Source organism: Mycobacterium senriense, from assembly GCF_019668465.1.
Classification (GTDB): Bacteria; Actinomycetota; Actinomycetes; order Mycobacteriales; family Mycobacteriaceae; genus Mycobacterium; species Mycobacterium senriense.
The window spans coordinates 4255011-4275621 of record NZ_AP024828.1; the positions used below are offsets into that span (position 1 = coordinate 4255011).

The 20611-nt window shown below is 70.2% G+C and carries 7 protein-coding genes and 2 pseudogenes; 7 read left to right on the top strand and 2 right to left on the bottom strand.

The features are described 5' to 3' along the window. Positions 1 to 7 precede the first annotated feature (7 nt). Complete coding sequence (locus MTY59_RS19990; protein ID WP_221042685.1) at positions 8 to 871, top strand: type 1 glutamine amidotransferase domain-containing protein; 864 nt, start codon at positions 8 to 10, stop codon at positions 869 to 871. 4 nt (positions 872 to 875) lie between these two features. On the opposite strand, the gene MTY59_RS19995 is transcribed toward MTY59_RS19990, so the two are convergent. Beyond that, a complete protein-coding gene (locus MTY59_RS19995) occupies positions 876 to 1583 on the bottom strand; it encodes a dienelactone hydrolase family protein (protein WP_221042686.1) in 708 nt (235 codons plus the stop codon). A gap of 73 nt (positions 1584 to 1656) precedes the next feature. Between MTY59_RS19995 and MTY59_RS20000 the strand changes: the two genes are divergently transcribed. The 4 genes and pseudogenes from MTY59_RS20000 to MTY59_RS28010 all read left to right on the top strand — a co-directional run. Further along, a complete protein-coding gene (locus tag MTY59_RS20000) occupies positions 1657 to 2190 on the top strand; it encodes an FxsA family protein (RefSeq protein WP_221042687.1) in 534 nt (177 codons plus the stop codon). A 94-nt stretch (positions 2191 to 2284) separates the two neighbouring features. Next, on the top strand, positions 2285 to 3874 hold the full coding sequence (locus MTY59_RS20005) for an amidohydrolase (protein ID WP_250160887.1): 1590 nt from the start codon (positions 2285 to 2287) through the stop codon (positions 3872 to 3874). Positions 3875 to 4202: 328 nt separating this feature from the next. Continuing rightward, positions 4203 to 5814, top strand: a pseudogene (gene lnt / locus MTY59_RS28005) (apolipoprotein N-acyltransferase); the annotation flags it as partial. Between the two features lie 160 nt (positions 5815 to 5974). Continuing rightward, positions 5975 to 6796 (top strand): annotated as a pseudogene (locus MTY59_RS28010) (polyprenol monophosphomannose synthase); the annotation flags it as partial. A gap of 29 nt (positions 6797 to 6825) precedes the next feature. On the opposite strand, the gene MTY59_RS20020 reads toward MTY59_RS28010, so the two are convergent. Continuing rightward, positions 6826 to 7161 carry an RNA polymerase-binding protein RbpA gene (locus MTY59_RS20020; protein WP_221042691.1) on the bottom strand — a complete coding sequence of 112 codons (336 nt, stop codon included), beginning with the start codon at positions 7159 to 7161 and terminating at the stop codon, positions 6826 to 6828. A 182-nt stretch (positions 7162 to 7343) separates the two neighbouring features. Between MTY59_RS20020 and MTY59_RS20025 the strand changes: the two genes are divergently transcribed. Next, positions 7344 to 7694: a hypothetical protein gene (locus MTY59_RS20025; protein ID WP_221042692.1), complete on the top strand. Its 351-nt coding sequence runs from the start codon at positions 7344 to 7346 to the stop codon at positions 7692 to 7694. Between the two features lie 401 nt (positions 7695 to 8095). Further along, positions 8096 to 20608, top strand: a complete 12513-nt coding sequence (locus MTY59_RS20030; RefSeq protein WP_221042693.1) for a type I polyketide synthase — start codon at positions 8096 to 8098, stop codon at positions 20606 to 20608. Positions 20609 to 20611 lie beyond the last annotated feature (3 nt).

The following is a 20611-nucleotide window of genomic DNA, read 5'->3' on the forward strand; positions in this document are numbered from 1 at the left end:
AGGCGCCGTGGCCACCGTCCTCATCCCGATTCCGGACCGCGACTTCGACCCGACCGAGGTCGCGGTCAGCTGGAGGGTATTGACGCGAAGCGGCCACCGGGTGGTCTTCGCGACCGAAACCGGCACGCCCGGGGTGGCCGACGGCATCATGGTGACGGGCCGTGGACTCGACATCTGGTCCGCGCTGCCACTGCTGGGCGCCATCCCGCTGGTGGGCTTGACACTGCGCGCCAACAAAGAAGGGCGCGAGGCCTACCGAGACATGGTGCACTCCAACGAGTTCCAGCATCCGGTCACCTGGGCGGGGGTCAGCCTCGACGACGTCGGCGCACTGTTGTTGCCGGGCGGGCACCGCGCCCGCGGGATGCGTAGCTACATCGACAGCGGCATCCTGCACCGGCTGGTGGCGGAGGCCTTCGCCCGCGAGCTCGCGGTGGCCGCCATTTGTCACGGGGTGCTGCTCGCCGCGCGCAGCGTCGATCCCGAAACCGGCCGTTCCGTGCTGTACGGACGCAAGACGACCGCGCTGACTTGGGCGATGGAGCGGTCGGCCTGGCGCATCACCCGATTGACCCGGTTCTGGGATCGCGACTATTACCGGACCTATACCGAGGAGCCGGGCCAACCGGCCGGGTACATGTCGGTGCAGTCGGAAGTCACACGCGCGCTGAAAGATCCCGCTGACTTCCGCGATGTCGCCCGCGGAACACCGTACTGGCGGCGGAAAACCTCGGGCATGGCGCGCGATACGGCGACCGACTCGCGGCCCGCGTTCGTCGTCGATGACGGCGGCTACGTGTCGGCGCGCTGGCCCGGTGATACCCACACGTTCGCAACGGTGTTGGCGCAGAAGCTCAACGCCACGCGCTGACCCGTTACGTCGCGGCGCCCGTGCCCAGATGCTCGCCGAAGAACGCGAACACCCGCCGCCATGCGTCCTCGGTGGCGTCCCGGTCGTAGCCGAAACCCGCGATGCGAAGCAGTGGTTGGGCGGGCAGCTCGTTGGCGAAGCTGTGCCCGACGCCCGGATACGTCTTCACGTCGGCGGTGATGTTCTTGGCGGCGATCGTCTTGTTCAGCTTCTCGGGCGCACCCCGGCCCAGCGGGTCACGGCCGCCGAAGCTGGCCACGACCGGGCACGCGCCGTCCAGCGTCTTGTCCAGGTTGCGGGGCAGGGGAGTGCCATAGAACGGAGCAGAGGCACCGAAACCCTTGGGCGACATGACAAGAGCGAACTGGCCGCCCATGCAGAAACCCGCGATGCCCACCTGGCCGGAACATTGCGGCATGGCCTTCAGGTGATCGCGCGCGGCCAGGATGTCATCGATTGCGCGGCCGCGCTGCGTCTGCAACTCCTTCATGACGCGGGTGACGCAGCGGATGCGGCCACCGCGCGAATACAGATTCGGGGTGAGCGCCAGATAACCCCCCGCGGCGATGCGGTCATTAATCGACTGCTTGTCCCGGCCGTAGCCGATCGCGTCGTGGATCACCACCACACCCGGCCACGGGCCTTGGCCCGAGGGCGTGCTCAGTAACGCATCGATCGGTCCGTCGGGAGTGTCGATCTCAATCGTCGTCATAGCGTCATCTAACTGCAATCACACCGGCGAGCACCACGGGAACTTGGGCGTGGTCGGCACACGTTGGTCTGGCATGGTGTCGCGGCTGCTGCTGATCTACGCCGTCGTCGAACTGGCGGTGATCTTCGCGTTGGTGTCGACGATCGGATGGGGCTGGACCCTGTTGGCGCTGGTGGGCACCTTCGTGCTCGGCTGGGGCATCGTGGCCCCGCTGGCCGGGTCGCACCTCATCCGCCGGATCGGGCACCTGCGCTCGGGCCTGACCGACCAACGGGCGGCGGGCGACGGTGCGCTGGTCAGCCTGGCCGCACTCCTCGTCCTCGTTCCCGGCCTGGTCAGCACCGCGCTGGGCCTGTTGCTGCTGATCCCGCCGGTGCGGTCGGCCGTCGGCCCCGGGTTGACGGCCATGGCGGTGCGCAAGCTGCAACAACAAATGCCGGGACTCAGTTATGCGAGCGTCCTTCGCCCGCAGCCTCACCCGGCGTCGTATCCGGGCGGGCACTACTCGGAGGCCGGCGGCGGCCACGGCGACTACATCGACGGCGAGGTCATCGATGTCCACGACGTCGAGGCGCCGGCGCAGCCGCAACGATTCGACGGACGCTGACGCGGGCGCGGGGCGCCCGCCGACCGTTATCGCCATCCGAGCACTTGCACGTAGTTTTGGGCTGTGACCGATCGTGACCGTTAGTCCCGCACCGGTGACCCTGCTGATCAATGGCCGGGTGCACAGCCCGGCCCAGCCCGATGCGACCGCGATGGCCGTCCGCGACGGCGTGGTGGCATGGCTGGGCAGCGACGAGGTCGGCCACCGCATGTTTCCCGACGCCGACGTCGAAGATCTTCGGGGCGGATTCGTGGCACCGGGGTTCGTAGACAGCCACATCCATCTCACCGCCACCGGGCTGACGCTCAGCGGGCTGGACCTGCGCCCGGCGGCCTCGCGCGCCCAATGCCTGCGGATGGTCGCCGAGTACGCGGCCGCACACCCCGGCCAACCGGTGTGGGGCCATGGCTGGGACGAAACCTCGTGGCCGGAGAACGCCCCACCCAGCGCCGGGGGCCTGGACGCCGTTCTCGGCGACCGGCCCGCCTACCTCGCTCGGGTGGACGTGCACTCCGCGCTGGCGTCAACGGGGCTGCGGCGGCTGGTCACGGAACTTTCGGCGGCGGCGGGTTTCAGCGCCGAGGGGCCGCTGGTCGGTGACGCACACCATCTGGTGCGGGCCGTCGCCCGGGGCCTGCTGACGGCCGAACAGCTCGCCGAAGCCCGCACCGCAGCGCTGCGAGCCGCCGCCGCGGCCGGCATCGTCGCGGTTCACGAATGCGCCGGCCCGGAGATCGGTGGGATCGACGACTGGCTGCAGTTGCGTGCCCTCGATCACGGCGTCGAGGTGATCGGTTATTGGGGCGAACCGGTGAGCAGCCCCGCACAGGCGCGCGAGCTGATCGCGGCGACCGGAGCCCACGGGCTGGCCGGTGACCTGTTCGTCGACGGGGCCCTTGGGTCGCGCACCGCGTGGCTGCACGAGCCGTACACGGACGCGCCGGAGTGCACCGGAACCTGCTATCTGAATCCCGATGCCGTCGAGGCGCACGTTCGGGCGTGTACCCAGGCCGAGGTCACCGCCGGGTTCCACGTCATCGGGGACGCCGCGGTCGCGACTGTGGTGGACGCTTTCGAGCGCGTCGTCGCCGACCTCGGGCCGGTCGCCGTCGCCCGCTGCGGGCACCGCCTCGAGCACGTCGAGATGGTCAGCGCCGATCAGGCCGCCAAACTGGGCCAGTGGGGCGTCATCGCCAGCGTGCAGCCCAATTTCGATGCGCTCTGGGGCGGCGTCGACGGCATGTACGCGCGACGGCTCGGTGCCCAGCGAGGCAGTCGGCTCAACCCCTTTGCGCTGTTAGCATCCCAAGGCGTGCCCCTCGCGCTCGGTTCCGACGCTCCGGTCACGGGCTTCGACCCGTGGGTGAGCGTGCGCGCTGCCGTCGACCACCGCACCCCCGGCAGCGGGGTCTCGGCGCGGGCCGCGTTTGCTGCGGCCACCCGCGGCGGCTGGCGGGCGGCAGGTGTCCGCGACGGCAAGGCGGGCACGTTGGTGCCGGGAGCGCCGGCGTCCTACGTCGTCTGGGATGCCGGGGACCTCGAGGTGCACGCCCCGCGTGACACCGTCCAGCGCTGGTCGACGGACCCGCGGTCGCGCGTGCCGGCGCTGCCGCGATTGGGTGACGATGATGCCCTACCGCGGTGCCGGCGAACGGTGCATCGGGGCGCTGTCATCCATGGCTAGGTACCGGCCGGGCGACGACGAGCCCGCGGACCAAACCGATACGACCGGCGAGGACCTGCCGCGGCGGCCTGACACCGACCCCGTCAGCGACGAGGCAGAGTCGGACCGCGATGACGAGGCCGCCCAGGTCCGCGTCGAGCCCGAAGCCGGGGACGACGAGCGCGACGGCGAACCCGACAGCGGCCAGGACGCCGCGGAACCGGGATCGCCCGAGGGGCACGCGCCGCGCGGCGCGAGCCCGGGTGGTCGGCTCGGGGCCGCGGCGCGCGGCGCGGTAACCGGACTACTGGCCGCGGTGATCGCGCGGCTGCCCGCCGCCCAGGCCGCGATGCTGCCCCGCCTGACCCGGCTGAGTTGCGTCGTGATGGGCGGTCTATTGTTCTGCGCCAGTTTCCCGTCGCTCAATTGGTGGTGGGGTGCCGTGGTGGCCGCCGCGTTGCTGGCGTGGGTGTTGACGCACCCCGCGACCACGCCGGTGGGCGGCCTGGGTTACGCGTTCCTGTTCGGGCTGGCTTTCTACCTGCCGCTGTTGCCGTGGGTCGGGCTCCTGGTCGGCCCCATCCCGTGGATCGCGCTCGCGACCGTCTGCGCGCTGTTTCCCGCCCTCTTCGGCCTGTGCGCCGTCACCGTGCGCCGGCTGCCCGGCTGGCCCATCTGGTTCGCGCTGATCTGGGCGGCCCAGGAGTGGCTCAAGTCGATCCTCCCGTTCGGGGGTTTCCCCTGGGGGGCGGTGGCGTTCGGTCAGACGCATGGTCCGTTCCTGCCGCTGGTCCAGCTCGGCGGCGTGGCGCTGCTGTCGATGGCGATCATGCTGGTGGGCTTCAGCGCGACGGCCATCGCGCTGGAGATCGTGAAGTGGTGGCACTCCGGTCACCCGGCGCCCCGCGCGGCCGGCGACAGCGGCGCCGCGGATGCCGCCGCCCCCGACCAGGCGCCTCCCGCGGTGGTGCTGCCCGGCGTCTGCATCTGCCTGGTGCTCTTCGCGTCGCTCATCGTCTGGCCGCAGGTGCGCCACGCCGGCACCGGGTCGGGCGGCGAGCCGGCGGTGACCGTCGCGGCCGTGCAGGGCAACGTGCCGCGGCTGGGCTTCGAGTTCAACCAACAGCGGCGCGCGGTGCTGGACAACCACGTCCAGGAAACCCTGCGGCTGGCCGAGGACGTGCGCTCCGGGGCCGCCCCGCAACCGCAGTTCGTGATCTGGCCGGAGGACTCGTCGGACATCGACCCGTTGGTCAACCACGATGCCGCCCTGGAGATCTCGCAGGCCGCGTCGGCGATCGGCGCTCCTATCCTGATCGGCAGCGTGCTCGAAGTGCCCGGACGCTCGCCGCAGGATCCGAACTACACCAACACCATGATCGTGTGGAATCCGGCCACCGGCCCGTCGGACCGCCACGACAAGGAAATCGTGCAGCCGTTCGGCGAGTACCTGCCGATGCCCTGGCTGTTCACACACCTGTCCGGCTACGCGGGCCGCGCCGGAAGCTTCGTGCCCCGGCAGGGCTCCGGGGTGGTGCACATCGCGGGAGTGCCGCTCGGCGTCGCCACCTGTTGGGAAGTGATCTTCGACCGCGTGCCGCGACAAGCCGTGCTCGGCGGTGCCCAGCTGCTGGCCGTGCCGGCCAACAACGCCACCTTCAACAAGAGGATGAGCGAGCAGCAGCTGGCATTCGCCAAGGTCCGGGCGGTCGAGCACGACCGGTACGTGGTGGTTTCCGGCACCACGGGAATCAGCGCCGTGGTGGCCCCCGACGGCGGCGAGCTGGCCCGCACCGACTTCTTCCAGCCCGCCTATCTGGACATGCAGGTCCGGCTCAAGACCAGGCTGACGCCGGCGACGCAGTGGGGGCCGCTGATGCAGTGGGTCATGGTGCTGGCGGCCGTCGCGGTGATTCTGGCCGGGATACGGCACAATGGATGGTTCCCGCGGTCGGCACGTCTCAGGTCCACACGCCAATCGCACGGGGCCGGTGCAACCTCGGGCAAACCCCCGCCAGACGAGCACGACTGAAGACACTGCGCCCGACTCTCGGGACCGCACGCCGGCAGACGACGGCGACTGACCACCCCGCCGTCCGACCAGGACGGCCGACACACTTTCGATTTCGGGCGACACAGAGGAGTTACATGACCACCGGCCAGCCGGCGCCCCAAGTCCCAAGCAACCGTCCCAGCCAGCGCGTCTTGGTGATCATCCCCACCTACAACGAGCTGGAGAACCTTCCGGTCATCCACCGGCGGCTCAAAGAGGCGTGCCCGCACGTGCATCTGCTGGTGGTGGACGACAGCAGCCCCGACGGCACCGGACGGCTCGCCGACGAGCTGGCGGCGTCCGACGCCGGCCGCACGCACGTCATGCACCGCACCGCCAAGGACGGCCTGGGCGCGGCGTACCTGGCGGGTTTCGCGTGGGGGTTGAGCCGTGACTACGCGGTCCTGGTCGAAATGGACGCCGACGGCAGCCACGCGCCCGAACAGCTGCACCGCCTGCTGGACGCCGTGGACGCCGGCGCCGACCTGGCCATCGGGTCGCGCTACGTCGAGGGCGGGACGGTGCGCAACTGGCCATGGCGGCGCTGGGCGCTGTCCTGGACCGCGAACACCTACGCGCGGCTGGCCCTTGGGATCGGCGTGCACGACATCACCGCCGGCTACCGCGCCTACCGCCGCGAAGTGCTCGAAGCGATCGACCTCGACGGCGTCGACTCCAAGGGCTACTGCTTCCAGATCGATCTGACCTGGCGCACGATCTGCAACGGATTCACCATCGCCGAGGTGCCCATCACCTTCACCGAGCGCGAACTCGGCGTGTCGAAGATGAGCGGCTCCAACATCCGCGAAGCCCTGGTCAAAGTCACCCGCTGGGGTGTTCAGGGCCGACGGTCGGGTGCCAGGGCCACCAGGGCAGACAACCGCACTTAGGTCGCGGTCCGGCCGGGCTCGAGCCGCGGTCAGCCCCGGCGGCGGGTCTTGATGATCTCGAGGCGCTCCTTGAGCAGCTCTTCGAGCTCCTCGACCGAGCGACGCTCCAGCAGCATGTCCCAGTGCGTCCGCGGCGGCTTCACCTTCTTCGGCTCGGGCAGGTCGCCCTCGATCAGGGTGCCTTCCAGGCCGTTGCGGCACAGCCAGGTGCCGGGGATCTCGGCGTCGTCGGCGAAGGGAACCTCGAACTCCTCGCCGTTGTCGGTCCGGTACTTCGCGAGCTGACGCGGCGCCAGGTCGTGGTTGCGGTCAGTCTCGTAGCTCACGGCCCCGAGGCGACTGCCTCTCAGTACGCGATCAGCCATGGCTGCTACTCCTTCAGGTCTTCTTCTCGGAGCTCTCCGGCTCCCTTACTGCAGTTCAGCGCAATCTGTCCAGTTAGCAAACGCTGCGGCGATCTGCGCAGTTCCCGGGCGGGACCGGCATACGCGACGCGACCCTCAATGATACCGGGAGCGCCGAGAAATCCCGACTAAAGTCGGCAGGCGTGAGCCGCCGTACCCACCCGCAGCCCTGTCGCTGGTGCGGCCGAGACGTTACCGATGCGGGAATGGGACGTCGCCGCCAGTACTGCCGGCAGTCGTGCCGGCAGCGCGCGTACGAACAACGGGCCTCGCTGAACCGGAACGGCGCGGCAGCCGTGCCTGAGGACGCGGTAGTCCTGTCGGCCGAGGAGGCCGCCGACCTGTCGGATCGCGTCTACCAGGTGCGATGCGCGGCCGAGGACGTCGCCACGGCGGTCGACGAAGGCGCCGGGGCCGCCGAGCTTCGTCAGTTATGCGACGCGCTGATCCAAGCCGCCAGGGCCGCCGACGGCTGGCGCCGAGCGGGTGTGTGACCGCCCGCCCGCACCGGCCCGGACCCGGCGCCGCACCCGACCCTCCACGACATGCTCCTGACCACCAGCTATGGTCAGCCGGGTACAGTCGCGCCATGGACGTCGGGCCATGTCTACAGCGCACCGCTGGCCAGCGAGCACACCGGGCACCCGGCCTCACAACTTCTTTGCGCGGCGCGGCGCAGCGGTCCACGCCGGTCCTCCCGTAGCAGCCGGGAGCAGCGGAGGTTTTGAAATCCAGGCGGAGTTGGCCATACTCACCAGCAATATTCTTGGGTCGGAGAGCGGCACGACGCTGGTCGAACGGGAAACGGCATCGCCTCGTACAGCAAAGTCCGTCAGTCGGCGAAAACCGCATCCAGCGGTGAAAGACGGCCGAACGTCGTTAGGTGAGGTTTGTAATGGTTGATCAACTCCAGCATGCGACCGAAGCGCTGCGTAAAGCGCTGGTCCAGGTTGAGCGCCTGAAGCGCACCAACCGGGCGCTGCTGGAGCGGTCCAACGAGCCGATCGCGATCGTCGGTATGTCGTGCCGCTTCCCGGGTGGCGTCGACAGCCCGGAGGCGCTGTGGCGAATGGTCGCCGACGGCCGCGACGTCATCTCGGAGTTTCCCGCCGACCGAGGTTGGGACGTCGCCGGCCTCTACGACCCCGACCCCGACGCGCGGCACAAGTGCTACGTGAACACCGGCGGTTTCGTCGACGGCGTTGCGGACTTCGATCCGGCCTTCTTCGGCATCGCGCCGAGCGAGGCGCTCGCGATGGACCCTCAGCATCGAATGCTGCTCGAACTGTCGTGGGAAGCGTTGGAACGGGCCGGAATTGACCCCAGCGGCTTGCGCGGCAGCGCCACCGGCGTGTTCGCCGGGCTGATCGTTCAGGGCTACGGCATGCTCGCCGAGGAGATCGAGGGTTACCGGCTGACCGGCATGACATCCAGCGTCGCCTCGGGGCGGGTGTCCTACGTGCTGGGCCTGGAGGGCCCCGCGGTTTCCGTGGACACGGCGTGCTCGTCGTCGCTGGTGGCCTTGCACATGGCCGTGCAATCGCTGCGCTCGGGGGAGTGTGACCTGGCCCTGGCCGGCGGCGCCACCGTGAACGCGACGCCGACGGTCTTCGTGGAGTTCAGCCGCCACCGCGGGTTGGCGCCGGACGGACGATGCAAGGCCTACGCGGGCGCGGCCGACGGCGTCGGCTGGTCCGAAGGCGGAGCCCTCCTGGTCGTGGAACGCCTGTCGGATGCGCAGCGGCTGGGGCACCCGGTGCTGGCCGTGGTCCGCGGCTCGGCGGTCAATCAGGATGGCGCCTCCAACGGGCTGACCGCGCCCAATGGTCCCTCGCAGCAGCGGGTAGTGCGTGCGGCGCTGGCCAATGCCGGGTTGTCCGCGGCCGACGTCGACGTCGTCGAGGGCCACGGCACCGGAACCACATTGGGTGACCCGATCGAGGCGCAGGCGCTGCTGGCCACCTATGGGCAGGACCGCAGCGAGCCACTGTGGCTGGGTTCCATCAAGTCGAACATGGGCCACACCCAGGCCGCCGCCGGGGTAGCCGGCGTCATCAAGATGGTGCAGGCGATGCGTCACGAGACGCTGCCCGCGACGCTGCACGTGGACGCGCCGAGCCCGCACGTGGACTGGTCGGCGGGCTCGGTGTCGCTGCTGACCGAGGCGCAACCCTGGAACGCCGAGCGGCCGCGCCGTGCGGGTGTGTCGTCGTTCGGCATCAGCGGCACGAACGCGCACGTCATCGTCGAGGCTGTGCCGGCGGCGCCGGCGCGAGAGGCCGGACCGGTGCGGCCGGTGGTTCCGTGGGCGGTGTCGGCGAAATCGCCGTCGGCGTTGGCGGCGCAAGCGGCGCGGTTGGCCGAATACGTTCGCGCGCACAATGATCTGGATGTCGCCGACATCGGCTGGTCTTTGGCGGGCCGCGCGACATTCGAGCACCGCGCGGTCGTTGTCGGCGGCGACCGCGACCGGCTGCTGGCTGGCCTCGACGAGTTGGCCAACGACGACCCCACCGGCTCGGTGATTCGGGGCACCGCGGCGCCGGCGGGCAAGACCGTGTTCGTCTTTCCCGGGCAGGGTTCCCAATGGCTGGGCATGGCGATTGAATTGCTGGACACCGCACCGGTATTCGCCCAACAGATCCGGGAATGCGAAGAGGCCTTCGCAGAATTCGTCGACTGGTCGCTGACAGGTGTGCTGCGCGGCGTCCCCGATGCTCCGGGACTGGACCGCGTCGACGTCGTGCAGCCGGTGCTCTTCGCGGTGATGGTGTCGCTGGCCGAACTGTGGAAGTCGGTCGGGGTGAATCCGGACGCGGTGATCGGGCATTCGCAGGGTGAGATCGCCGCCGCGTACGTCGCCGGGGCACTGTCGCTGCAGGACGCGGCCCGGGTGGTCACGCTGCGCAGCAAGCTGCTGACGGCTCTGGCGGGCCCCGGCGGGATGCTGTCCATCGCGTGCAGCACCGAACGGGCCCGGGAGTTGTTGGCGCCCTACGGGAGTCGAGCCAGCATCGCCGCCGTCAACGGCCGGTCGGCCGTCGTGGTGTCCGGTGAGGGGGCCGCGCTCGACGAGCTCGTCGGCTTCTGCGCCGACCTCGAGCTGCGGACCCGGCGGATCGACGTGGACTATGCCTCGCACTCGGTTGAGGTCGAGGCGATCCGCGCCGACCTCTCCGAGGTTCTGGCCGGCATCGAGCCGCGCTCCTCGCGCATCGCGTTCTTCTCCACGGTGACCGGAAACCGTTTGGATACGGCAGGATTGGACGCCGACTACTGGTATCGCAACATCCGGCAGACCGTGCAGTTCGACCAGGCGGTGCGCAGCGCCTGCGAGCACGGATACCGGACGTTCATCGAATCCAGTCCGCACCCGGCGCTGGTCGCGGGCATCGAGGACACCGCCAACGACCACGGCGGCGACAGCGAGGCCATAGTCATCCCGACTCTGGGCCGCGACGATGGCGGTCTCGACAGGTTCCTGACGTCGGCCGCCACCGCGTTCGTCGCGGGCGTGAGCGTGTGCTGGCGCGGTGCGCTGGACGGGGCCGGCTTCGTCGAGCTGCCGACGTATGCCTTTGACCGGCGCCGATTTTGGCTGTCCGGGGAAGGCGTCGCGGCCGACGCCTCGGGCCTGGGCCTGGGCACCAGCGAGCACCCGCTGCTGGGCGCGGTCATCGAGCTGCCGTCTTCGGGCGGGGTGGTGCTGACGGGCCGCCTGTCGCCGAGTTCGCAGGGCTGGCTGACCGACCACGCCGTGTCCGGCACGGTCGTGTTCCCCGGGTCCGGCTTCGTGGAGCTGGCGATTCGCGCCGGCGACGAGGTCGGTTGCTCGACGGTCGACGAGCTGACGCTGCAGGCGCCGTTGATGTTGCCGGCCAAGGATTCCGGGTCGGCATCGGTCGCCGTGCAGGTGGTGGTCGGCCCCGCGGATGAATCCGGCCAGCGCGGGGTGTCGATCTTCTCGCGCCCCGACCGCGGCGCCGGCTGGGTGTGCCACGCCGAAGGAACGCTGAGCACCGGCTCGGTCGAGCCGGGCGCGGATCTGTCGGCGTGGCCGCCGGCGGGCGCGGTCAAGGTAGACGCGGCGGACGGCTACGAGCAGTTGGCGGCGCTCGGCTACGGCTACGGCCCGGCATTCCGCGGCCTGACCGCGACGTGGGTGCGCGACGATGAGGTGTTCGCCGAGGTGCGGCTGCCCGACGCGGCCGGGGGTGTCAACGGTTTCGGTGTCCACCCGGCGCTGCTTGATGCGGCGATGCACGCGCTGGTCGTCAGCCACGACATCATCGGCCAGACCGACGAAGTGGTGCTGCCGTTCTCGTGGCAGGGCGTATCGTTGCACGCCGCGGGCGCGTCCGCGGTGCGTGCACGCATCGCGCCGGCAGCGGCGTCGGAGGCCACGTCCGCGACCTCGAGGGCGGTCTCGATCGAGCTCGCCGACGGACTCGGATTGCCGGTGCTGTCGGTGCGCGCGATGGTCGCGCGCCCGGTGAGCGAGCGGCAACTGCGCGCGGCGGTGTCGGCGTCGGGCCCGGACCGGCTGTTCGAGCTGGCGTGGTCGCCGGCCGCGACGACGGCCGCCGGCACCGAGGCGCCCGCACACGAGGTGTTCGAATCCGTTGCGGCCGGCGAAGATCCGGTCTCCGGATCGTATGAGCGCACGCATCGGGCGCTGGCGGCCGTGCAGTCGTGGCTGACCGAGCACGACGCCGGGGTGCTGATCGTCGCGACCCGGGGCGCGATGGGACTGGCGGGGGAGGACGTCCCCGATCTGGCCGGTGCGACGGTATGGGGGCTGGTGCGGTCGGCGCAGACCGAGCATCCCGGCCGGATCGTGCTGGTGGATTCAGATGCGGCGCTTGACGATAACGCGATAGCGACCGTCCTGGCAGTCGGCGAGCCCGCGGTGTTGCTGCGCGACGGCACGGCCTACGTCGCGCGGGTGCGCGGCAGCCGCGCGGTCGACGGGATCATGGTGCCCCCGTCGGACGGGCCCTGGCGGCTGGGAATCAGCAGCGCGGGCACGTTCGAAAACCTGCAATTGGAACCGGTTCCCAACGCCGGCGCCGCGCTGGAACCCGGCCAGGTTCGGGTGGCCCTGCGCGCCATCGCCACCAACTTCCGCGACGTCATGATCACGCTGGGCATGTTCACCCACGAGGCCCTGCTCGGTGGCGAAGGCGCCGGGGTGGTGGTCGAAGTCGGGCCGGAAGTCACCGAGTTCGCGGTCGGGGATTCGGTGTACGGCTTCTTCCCCGACGGCAGCGGCACGCTGGTGCCCGGCGACGTGCGCCTGCTGCAGCACAAGCCGACTCACTGGTCCTACGCCGAAGCCGCCGGCATCTCGGCGGTGTTCACCACCGCCTACATGGCGTTCATCCACCTCGCCGACGTCAAGCCCGGGCAGCGGGTGCTGGTGCACGCCGCGGCCGGCGGTGTCGGGATGGCCGCGGTGCAGCTGGGCAGGCACCTGGGCCTGGAGGTGTTCGCGACCGCCAGTCGCGGCAAGTGGGACACGTTGCGGGCCATGGGCTTTGACGACGATCACATCTCGGATTCGCGCAGCCTGGAGTTCGAGGAGAAGTTCCGGGCGGTCACCGGCGGCCGCGGCATGGATGTGGTGCTGGACTCGCTGGCCGGCGAATTCGTCGACGCCTCGCTGCGGCTCGTCGCTCCCGGCGGGGTGTTCCTGGAGATGGGCAAGACCGACATCCGCGACCCGGGAGTGGTCGCCCAGGAGTACCCGGGTGTCCGCTACCGCGCCTTCGACCTGTTCGAGCCCGGCCGTCCCCGGATGCATCAGTGGATGCACCAGCTCGCCGGGATGTTCGACGCCGGCGTGCTGGAGCCGTTGCCGGTCACGACGTTTGACGTGCGACGCGCCCGTACGGCGCTGCGGTACTTGAGTCAGGCCCGCCACATCGGCAAGGTCGTCATGACGCTCCCGTCCGGGCTGTCGGCAGGCACGGTACTCATCACCGGCGGAACCGGCATGGCGGGCTCGACGTTGGCCCGCCACCTGGTGGCACACCACGGCGTCGAGGACCTGGTGCTGCTGAGCCGGCGCGGTCCGGACGCACCCGCGGCCACCGAGTTGATCGCGGAGCTGCAATCCGCCGGTGCCCGGGCGCGGGTGGTCGCGTGCGACGCGGCCGACCGGGCGGCACTGGCGCACGTTATCAACGACATTTCGGCGCAGCGGCCGCTGTCGGGCGTGATTCACGCAACCGGCGTGCTGGACGACGCTATGGTCACGTCGCTGACCCCCGACCGTCTCGACGCGGTGTTGCGGGCCAAGGTCGACGCTGCCTGGAATCTGCACGAGTTGACCCGCGACCTGAATCTGTCTGCCTTCGTGATGTTTTCGTCGATGGCCGGGCTGGTCGGCTCGTCGGGCCAGGGCAACTACGGGGCGGCGAACTCGTTCCTGGACGGGTTGGCCGCGCACCGCCGGGCACACGGGCTGCCTGCGATCTCGCTGGCCTGGGGTCTGTGGGAGCAGGCCAGCGCCATGACCGGCGGACTGGACGCCGCCGATCTCGCCCGGTTGGGTCGCGACGGGATCTTGGCCCTGTCCTCGGACGAGGCCATGGAACTCTTCGACACCGCATTGATCGTCGACGAGCCGTTCCTGGCGCCGGCCCGTATCGATCTCGGCGCGCTGCGGGCCCACGCGGTTGCGGTGCCGCCGATGTTCACCGATCTGGTCAACGCCCCGACGCGCCGCCGGGTCGACGACTCGCTGGCCGCCGCGAAATCGAAATCGGCGCTGGCGCATCGCCTGGACGGTCTGTCCGAAGCCGAGCAGCACGCCGTGCTGCTGGATCTGGTGCGTTCACACATCGCCACGGTGCTCGGCAACACCACCGCCGAGGCGATCGACCCCGACAAGGCGTTCCAGGAGTTGGGCTTCGACTCGCTGACCGCGGTCGAAATGCGCAACCGGCTCAAAACCGCTACCGGACTGGCGCTTTCGCCCACCCTGATCTTCGACTACCCGACGCCCAACGGCCTGGCCGGCTACATCCGCACCCAACTCGCCGGAGTTCCGCAAGAGGTCAAGCATGCCCCGGTGGCTCGCGCCACCGACGACGATCCGATCGTCATCGTCGGCATGGCGTGCCGCTATCCGGGTGGGGTGGATTCCCCCGAGGACCTGTGGGACATGCTGACCGAGCGCCGCGACGTGCTCTCCGAATTCCCGACCGATCGTGGCTGGGACCTGGCCGGCGTGTACAACCCGGACCCCGATGTTCCGGGCACCTGCTACACCCGCACCGGCGGCTTCGTGGACGGGGTCGCGGACTTCGACCCGGCCTTCTTCGGCATCGCGCCCAGCGAGGCGCTGTCCATGGATCCGCAGCAGCGCATGTTCCTCGAGCTGTCCTGGGAAGCGTTGGAGCGGGCGGGAATTGAGCCCGGCCAGCTGCGCGGCAGCGCCACCGGAATGTTCGCCGGGGTGTACACGCAGGGCTACGGCATGGGCGCGGCACCGACCGCGGAGGGCTTCCGGCTGACCGGCCAGTCGTCGAGTGTGGCGTCGGGCCGGGTGTCCTATGTGCTGGGCCTGGAAGGCCCGGCGGTGTCGGTGGACACGGCGTGCTCGTCGTCGTTGGTGGCGTTGCACATGGCCGCGCAGTCGCTGCGCGCTGGCGAGTGTGACCTGGCCCTGGCCGGCGGCGTCACCGTCAACGCCACGCCCGACATCTTCGTCGAGTTCAGCCGCATGCGCGGGTTGTCCGAGGACGGCCGATGCAAGGCTTACGCCGGCGCGGCCGACGGCACCGGATTCTCCGAGGGCGGCGGCATGCTCGTGGTGGAGCGCCTGTCCGACGCCCAGCGCCTGGGGCATCCGGTGCTGGCGATGGTGCGCGGCTCGGCCATCAATCAGGACGGCGCCTCCAACGGGCTGACCGCGCCCAATGGTCCCTCGCAGCAGCGGGTGGTACGTGCCGCGTTGGCCAGCGCCGGATTGACGCCGGCGGAGGTGGACGTCGTCGAAGGACACGGCACCGGAACCACATTGGGTGACCCGATCGAGGCGCAGGCGTTGCTGGCCACCTATGGGCAGGACCGCGACGAGCCGCTGTGGCTGGGTTCGATCAAGTCGAACATGGGTCACACGCAGGCCGCCGCCGGGGTGGCCGGTGTCATCAAGATGGTCCTGGCGATGCGCCACGAGATGTTGCCCGCGACATTGCACGTCGACGAGCCCAGCCCGCACGTCGACTGGTCGACCGGTTCGGTGTCGTTGCTGACCGAGGCGCGGGCGTGGCCCGGCAGCCGTCCGCGCCGGGCGGGTGTGTCGTCCTTCGGCATCAGCGGCACCAACGCGCACGTCATCGTCGAGGCGGTGCCGGCCGAGTCGCCGCGCATCGTGGACGGCCCGAAGGCACCGGTGGTGCCGTGGCCGGTCTCGGCGAAATCGCTGTCGGCGTTGAACTCTCAGGCCGCACGGCTGGCGACCCACCTGCGCGCCCACCCGGACCTGAACATCGCCGATGTGGGATGGTCGCTGGCGGGCCGGTCGGCCTTCGAACAACGAGCCGTCGTCGTCGGCAGCGACCGCGACCGGCTGCTGGCGGGGCTCGACGAGCTCGTCGGCGACGACCTGGCCGGCTCGATCGTTCGTGGCACGGCGACCGCCGGCAAGACGGTCTTCGTGTTCCCGGGCCAGGGCTCCCAGATATTGGGCATGGGAATGGGATTGCACGCCGGCTATCCGGTCTTCGCCGAGGCGTTCAACACGGTCGTGGCCGAACTGGATCAGCATCTGCTTCGCCCGCTGCGCGAGGTGATGTGGGGGCACGATGAAAGCCTGTTGAACAGCACCGAGTTCGCGCAGCCCGCGCTGTTCGCGGTGGAAGTCGCGTTATTCCGGCTGCTCGAATCCTGGGGTGTGCGGCCCGACTTCGTGATGGGCCACTCGATCGGGGAGCTGGCGGCCGCGCACGTCGCCGGCGTGTTGTCCCTGCAGAACGCCGCGGTGCTGGTGGCGGCGCGGGGCCGATTCATGCAGGCGCTGCCGGAGGGCGGCGCGATGGTCGCGGTGCAGGCCACCGAGGACGAGGTGCGGGCGCTGCTGGTGTCCTCCGAACAAGCGACCGCTGGCATCGCCGCGGTCAACGGACCCACCTCGGTGGTGATCTCGGGCGCCGAAGACGCGGTGATCGCGCTCGCGGACCGACTCCGCGACGACGGCCACCGCGTGCATCGGCTCTCCGTGTCGCGCGCCTTCCACTCGCCGTTGATGGACCCGATGACCGACGAATTCGGCACCGTCGCAGCCGGACTGACCGTCTGCAGGCCCACCATTCCGATCGTGTCCAACGTGACCGGACGGCTGGCCGGCGACGACTTCGCGTCGGTCGCGTACTGGAAGCGACACGTGCGCGAGGCGGTGCGATTCGCCGACAGCGTGCGTTTCGTGCACTCGGCCGGGGCAAACCGCTTCCTCGAAGTCGGGCCCGGCAGCGGCCTGACGGCATCCATCGAAGAGACCCTGGCTTCCGATCCGACGGCAGCGTCGGTGACCACCATGTCCGCCCTGCGCAAGGACCGCCCCGAGCCGGTCGCCCTGGTCAACGCCGTCGCGCAGGGGTACGTCGCGGGGATGGATGTGGACTGGCGCGGTGCCCTGGGCGACGCCCATTTCGTCGAGCTGCCCACGTATGCCTTTGACAGGCGGCGCTTTTGGCTTGCCGCCGACGGCGCCCCGGCCGATGCCGCGGGCCTGGGCCTGGCCGCCAGTGAGCACGCGTTGTTGGGCGCGGTGGTGGAATTGCCGGGCTCGGGCGGGGTGGTGCTCACCGGCCGGCTGTCGTCCGGCACCCAGGGCTGGTTGGCCGATCACGCCGTCGGCGGAGTGGTGCTGTTCCCGGGCGCGGGATTTGTCGAGTTGGCGATCCGCGCCGGCGACGAGGTGGGCTGCGGAGTGGTCGATGAGCTGAATCTGGCGGCGCCGCTGGTGTTGCCGGCCGGTGGGTCGGTTGCCGTTCAGGTCGTTGTCGGCGGCCCGGATGATTCGGGCGCCCGTGCGGTGTCGGTGTTTTCGCGGACCGAAGCGGGCTCGGGCTGGTCGCTGCACGCCGAAGGCGTGCTGCGGGCGGGCTCGGTGCAGCCGAGCGCGGACCTGTCGGCGTGGCCGCCGGTGGGTGCGGTCCCGGTGGATGTCGGCGACGGGTACGAGCAACTGGCCGAGCGTGGTTACGGGTACGGGCCGGCGTTCCGCGGCCTGACGTCGATGTGGCGTCGCGGCGACGAGGTCTTCGCCGAAGTGTCGCTGCCCACCGATGCCGGCGTTTCGCCGGCCGGGTTCGGCGTCCACCCGGCGATGCTCGACGCGGCGTTGCACGCGGTCATGTTGGCCGCCGACAGCGACGAACTGCCCGAAGGCTCGATGCTGGTCCCGTTCTCGTGGCAGCAGGTGTCGTTGCACGCCGCGGGGGCGGGCGCGGTGCGCGCACGGATCGTGCCGGTCAGCCCCTCCACCGTGTCGATCGAGTTGGCCGACGGACTGGGGCTGCCGGTGCTCTCGGTGGCGTCGATGGTTGCCCGCCCGGTCACCGACAAACAACTGCTGGCCGCGGTGTCGAATTCGGGACCGGACCGGCTCTTCGAGGTCATCTGGTCAGCGCAGCCGTCGGCGGCGGTGCAGCCGGTATCGCTGTCCGCTTGGGGTGCACCGGAATTGGACGACGCCGAGGCCGAGCGGTCCGCGGTGCTGTTCGAATCGCAGCCGGTGTCCGGCGATGTGATCACCGAGGTGTACGCGGCGACGCGAGCGGTGCTGCCCGTGCTGCAGACGTGGTTGTCCCGCGACGGCGCCGGGACCCTGGTGGTAGCGACCCGGGGCGCGATGACGCTGCCGGGGGAGGACGTCACCGATCTGGCCGGCGCGGCGGTGTGGGGGCTGGTGCGCTCGGCGCAGACCGAGCATCCCGGCCGAATCGTGCTCGTCGACACGGACGCGTCCCTGGATTCCGAGGCGATCGCAGCGGTTCTGGCGCTCAGCGAGCCGCAGGCGATACTGCGCAAGGGGACGGTCTACACCGCGCGGGTGCTCGGCAGTCGCGCTGTCGGCAATCTGTTGCTGCCCCCCGACGACGGACCGTGGCGACTCGGCATGAGCAGCTACGGCACCATCGAGAATCTGCGGATAGAGCGCATTCCCGACGCCGACGCGCCGTTGAGGCCCGGTCAGGTGCGGGTTGCGCTGTGGGCCATCGCGGCCAACTTCCGTGACGTCATGATCGCGTTGGGGCTCTATCCCGACCCGGAGGCGATCATGGGCATCGAGGCCTCCGGCGTGGTGATCGAAACCGCTTCGACAGACCGGCGTTTCGCGGTCGGCGACCGCGTGATGGGGCTTTTCCCGGACGGCACCGGAACCATCGCCAAGACTGACCAGCGCCTGCTCGTCAAGGTGCCCGCCGGATGGTCGCACACCGCTGCCGCGACGGCGTCGGTGGTGTTCGCCACGGCGAACTATGCTCTGATGGACCTGGCCGGCGCCAAGCCCGGTCAGCGGGTGCTGGTGCACGCCGCGGCCGGTGGGGTCGGGATGGCCGCGGTCCAGCTGGCCCGTCACATCGGTCTGGAAGTGTTCGCGACCGCCAGCCGCGGCAAGTGGGACACGCTGCGGGACATGGGCTTTGACGATGATCACATCGCCGACTCGCGTAGCCTCGAGTTCGAGGACAAGTTCCAGGCGGTCACCGGTGGGCGCGGGATGGATATCGTCCTCGACTCGCTCTCCGGCGATTTCGTCGACGCTTCCCTACGCCTGATGGCCCCCGGCGGGGTCTTCCTGGAGATGGGCAAGACCGACATCCGCGACCCCGAGACCGTGGCCGGGGACCACTCGGGCGTGCGCTACCGCGCCTTCGATCTGTTCGAAGCCGGACCGGATCGGATCGCGCAGATGCTCGACGAACTGGCCGCCATGTTCGGCGAAGACGTGCTGCGGCCGTTGCCGGTCACCAGGTTCGATGTGCGGCGCGCGCCCGCCGCGCTGCGCTATCTGAGCCAGGCCCGCCACGTCGGCAAGGTCGTGATGACCATGCCCGACGCCTGGACGGCCGGCACCGTGTTGATCACCGGCGCCACCGGCATGGCCGGTTCGGCGGTCGCGCGTCACGTCGTAACCCGCCACGGTGCACGGAATCTGGTGCTGGTCAGCCGCCGCGGCCTGGATGCGCCGGGAGCCGCGGAGCTGGTCGCCGAACTCAGCGCGGCCGGTGCGCACGTGGAGGCGGTGGCCTGCGATGCCGCCGATCGCGAGGCCCTGGCCAAGGTGATTGCCGAAATCCCGATGCAGCACCCGCTGACCGGGGTGATCCATGCCGCCGGGGTCCTGCAAGACGCCGTGGTGACGTCGCTGACGCCCGACCGGATCGAATCCGTGCTGCGCTCCAAGGTGGACGCGGCGTGGAACCTGCACGAATTGACCCGCGACCTGGATGTGTCGGCGTTCGTGATGTTCTCGTCGATCGCCGGGCTCGCGGGTGCGTCGGGTCAGGCCAACTACGCGGCCGGCAACTCGTTCCTGGACGGGTTGGCCGCGCACCGGCGGGCGCACGGGCTGCCGGCGATCTCGCTGGGTTGGGGTCTGTGGGATCAGGCCAGCGCCATGACCGGGGGGTTGGGCGCCGCCGACCGCGCCCGGTTCGGCCGGGACGGGATCGTCGCCATGTCCTCGGACCAGGCGCTGGACCTGATGGACACCGCGCTGATCGTGGACGAGCCATTCATGCTGCCCGCCCACATCGACCTCGCGGCGCTGCGGGTCAAGTTCGACGGGGGCACGCTGCCGCCGATGTTCGTCGACCTGATCAACGCGCCGACGAGGCGCCAGGTCGACGACTCGCTGGCCGCCGCCAAGTCGAAATCCGCTCTGCTGCAACGCCTCGAAGGTTTGCCTGAGGACGAACAACAGGCCATCCTGCTGGACTTGGTGCGCGCCAACATCGCCACCGTGCTGGGCAGCGCCAGCCCGGAGGCAATCCACCCGGACCGGGCGTTCCAGGAACTGGGTTTCGACTCGCTGACGGCCGTCGAGATGCGCAACCGACTCAAAGCCGCAACCGGACTGGCGCTTTCACCGACGCTCATCTTCGACTACCCGAACTCCGCCGCGCTGGCCGGCTACATGTATCGAGAATTGGTCGGCTCGTCGGACCAGCCCGCGGTGGCGGCCGCACCGGGCGAAGCCGAGATTCAGCGGGTCGTCGGGTCGATTCCGGTCAAGCGGCTGCGCCAGGCCGGCGTGCTGGAGTTGTTGCTGGCGTTGGCAAGCGAGGCCGAGGGCGCCGCGCAGGCCTCCGCGGTGACCACTGAAAAGGACATCGCGGATATGGACCTCGACGCTCTGGTCAACGCGGCATTGCGCGACGACGACGAGTAGGCA

Coding starts and splice junctions, on each gene's coding strand:
- MTY59_RS19995 (WP_221042686.1), bottom strand. CDS start 1,583: ATGACGACGATTGAGATCGACACTCCCGACGGACCGATCGATGCGTTA.
- MTY59_RS20000 (WP_221042687.1), top strand. CDS start 1,657: ATGGTGTCGCGGCTGCTGCTGATCTACGCCGTCGTCGAACTGGCGGTG.
- MTY59_RS20020 (WP_221042691.1), bottom strand. CDS start 7,161: ATGGCTGATCGCGTACTGAGAGGCAGTCGCCTCGGGGCCGTGAGCTAC.
- MTY59_RS20030 (WP_221042693.1), top strand. CDS start 8,096: ATGGTTGATCAACTCCAGCATGCGACCGAAGCGCTGCGTAAAGCGCTG.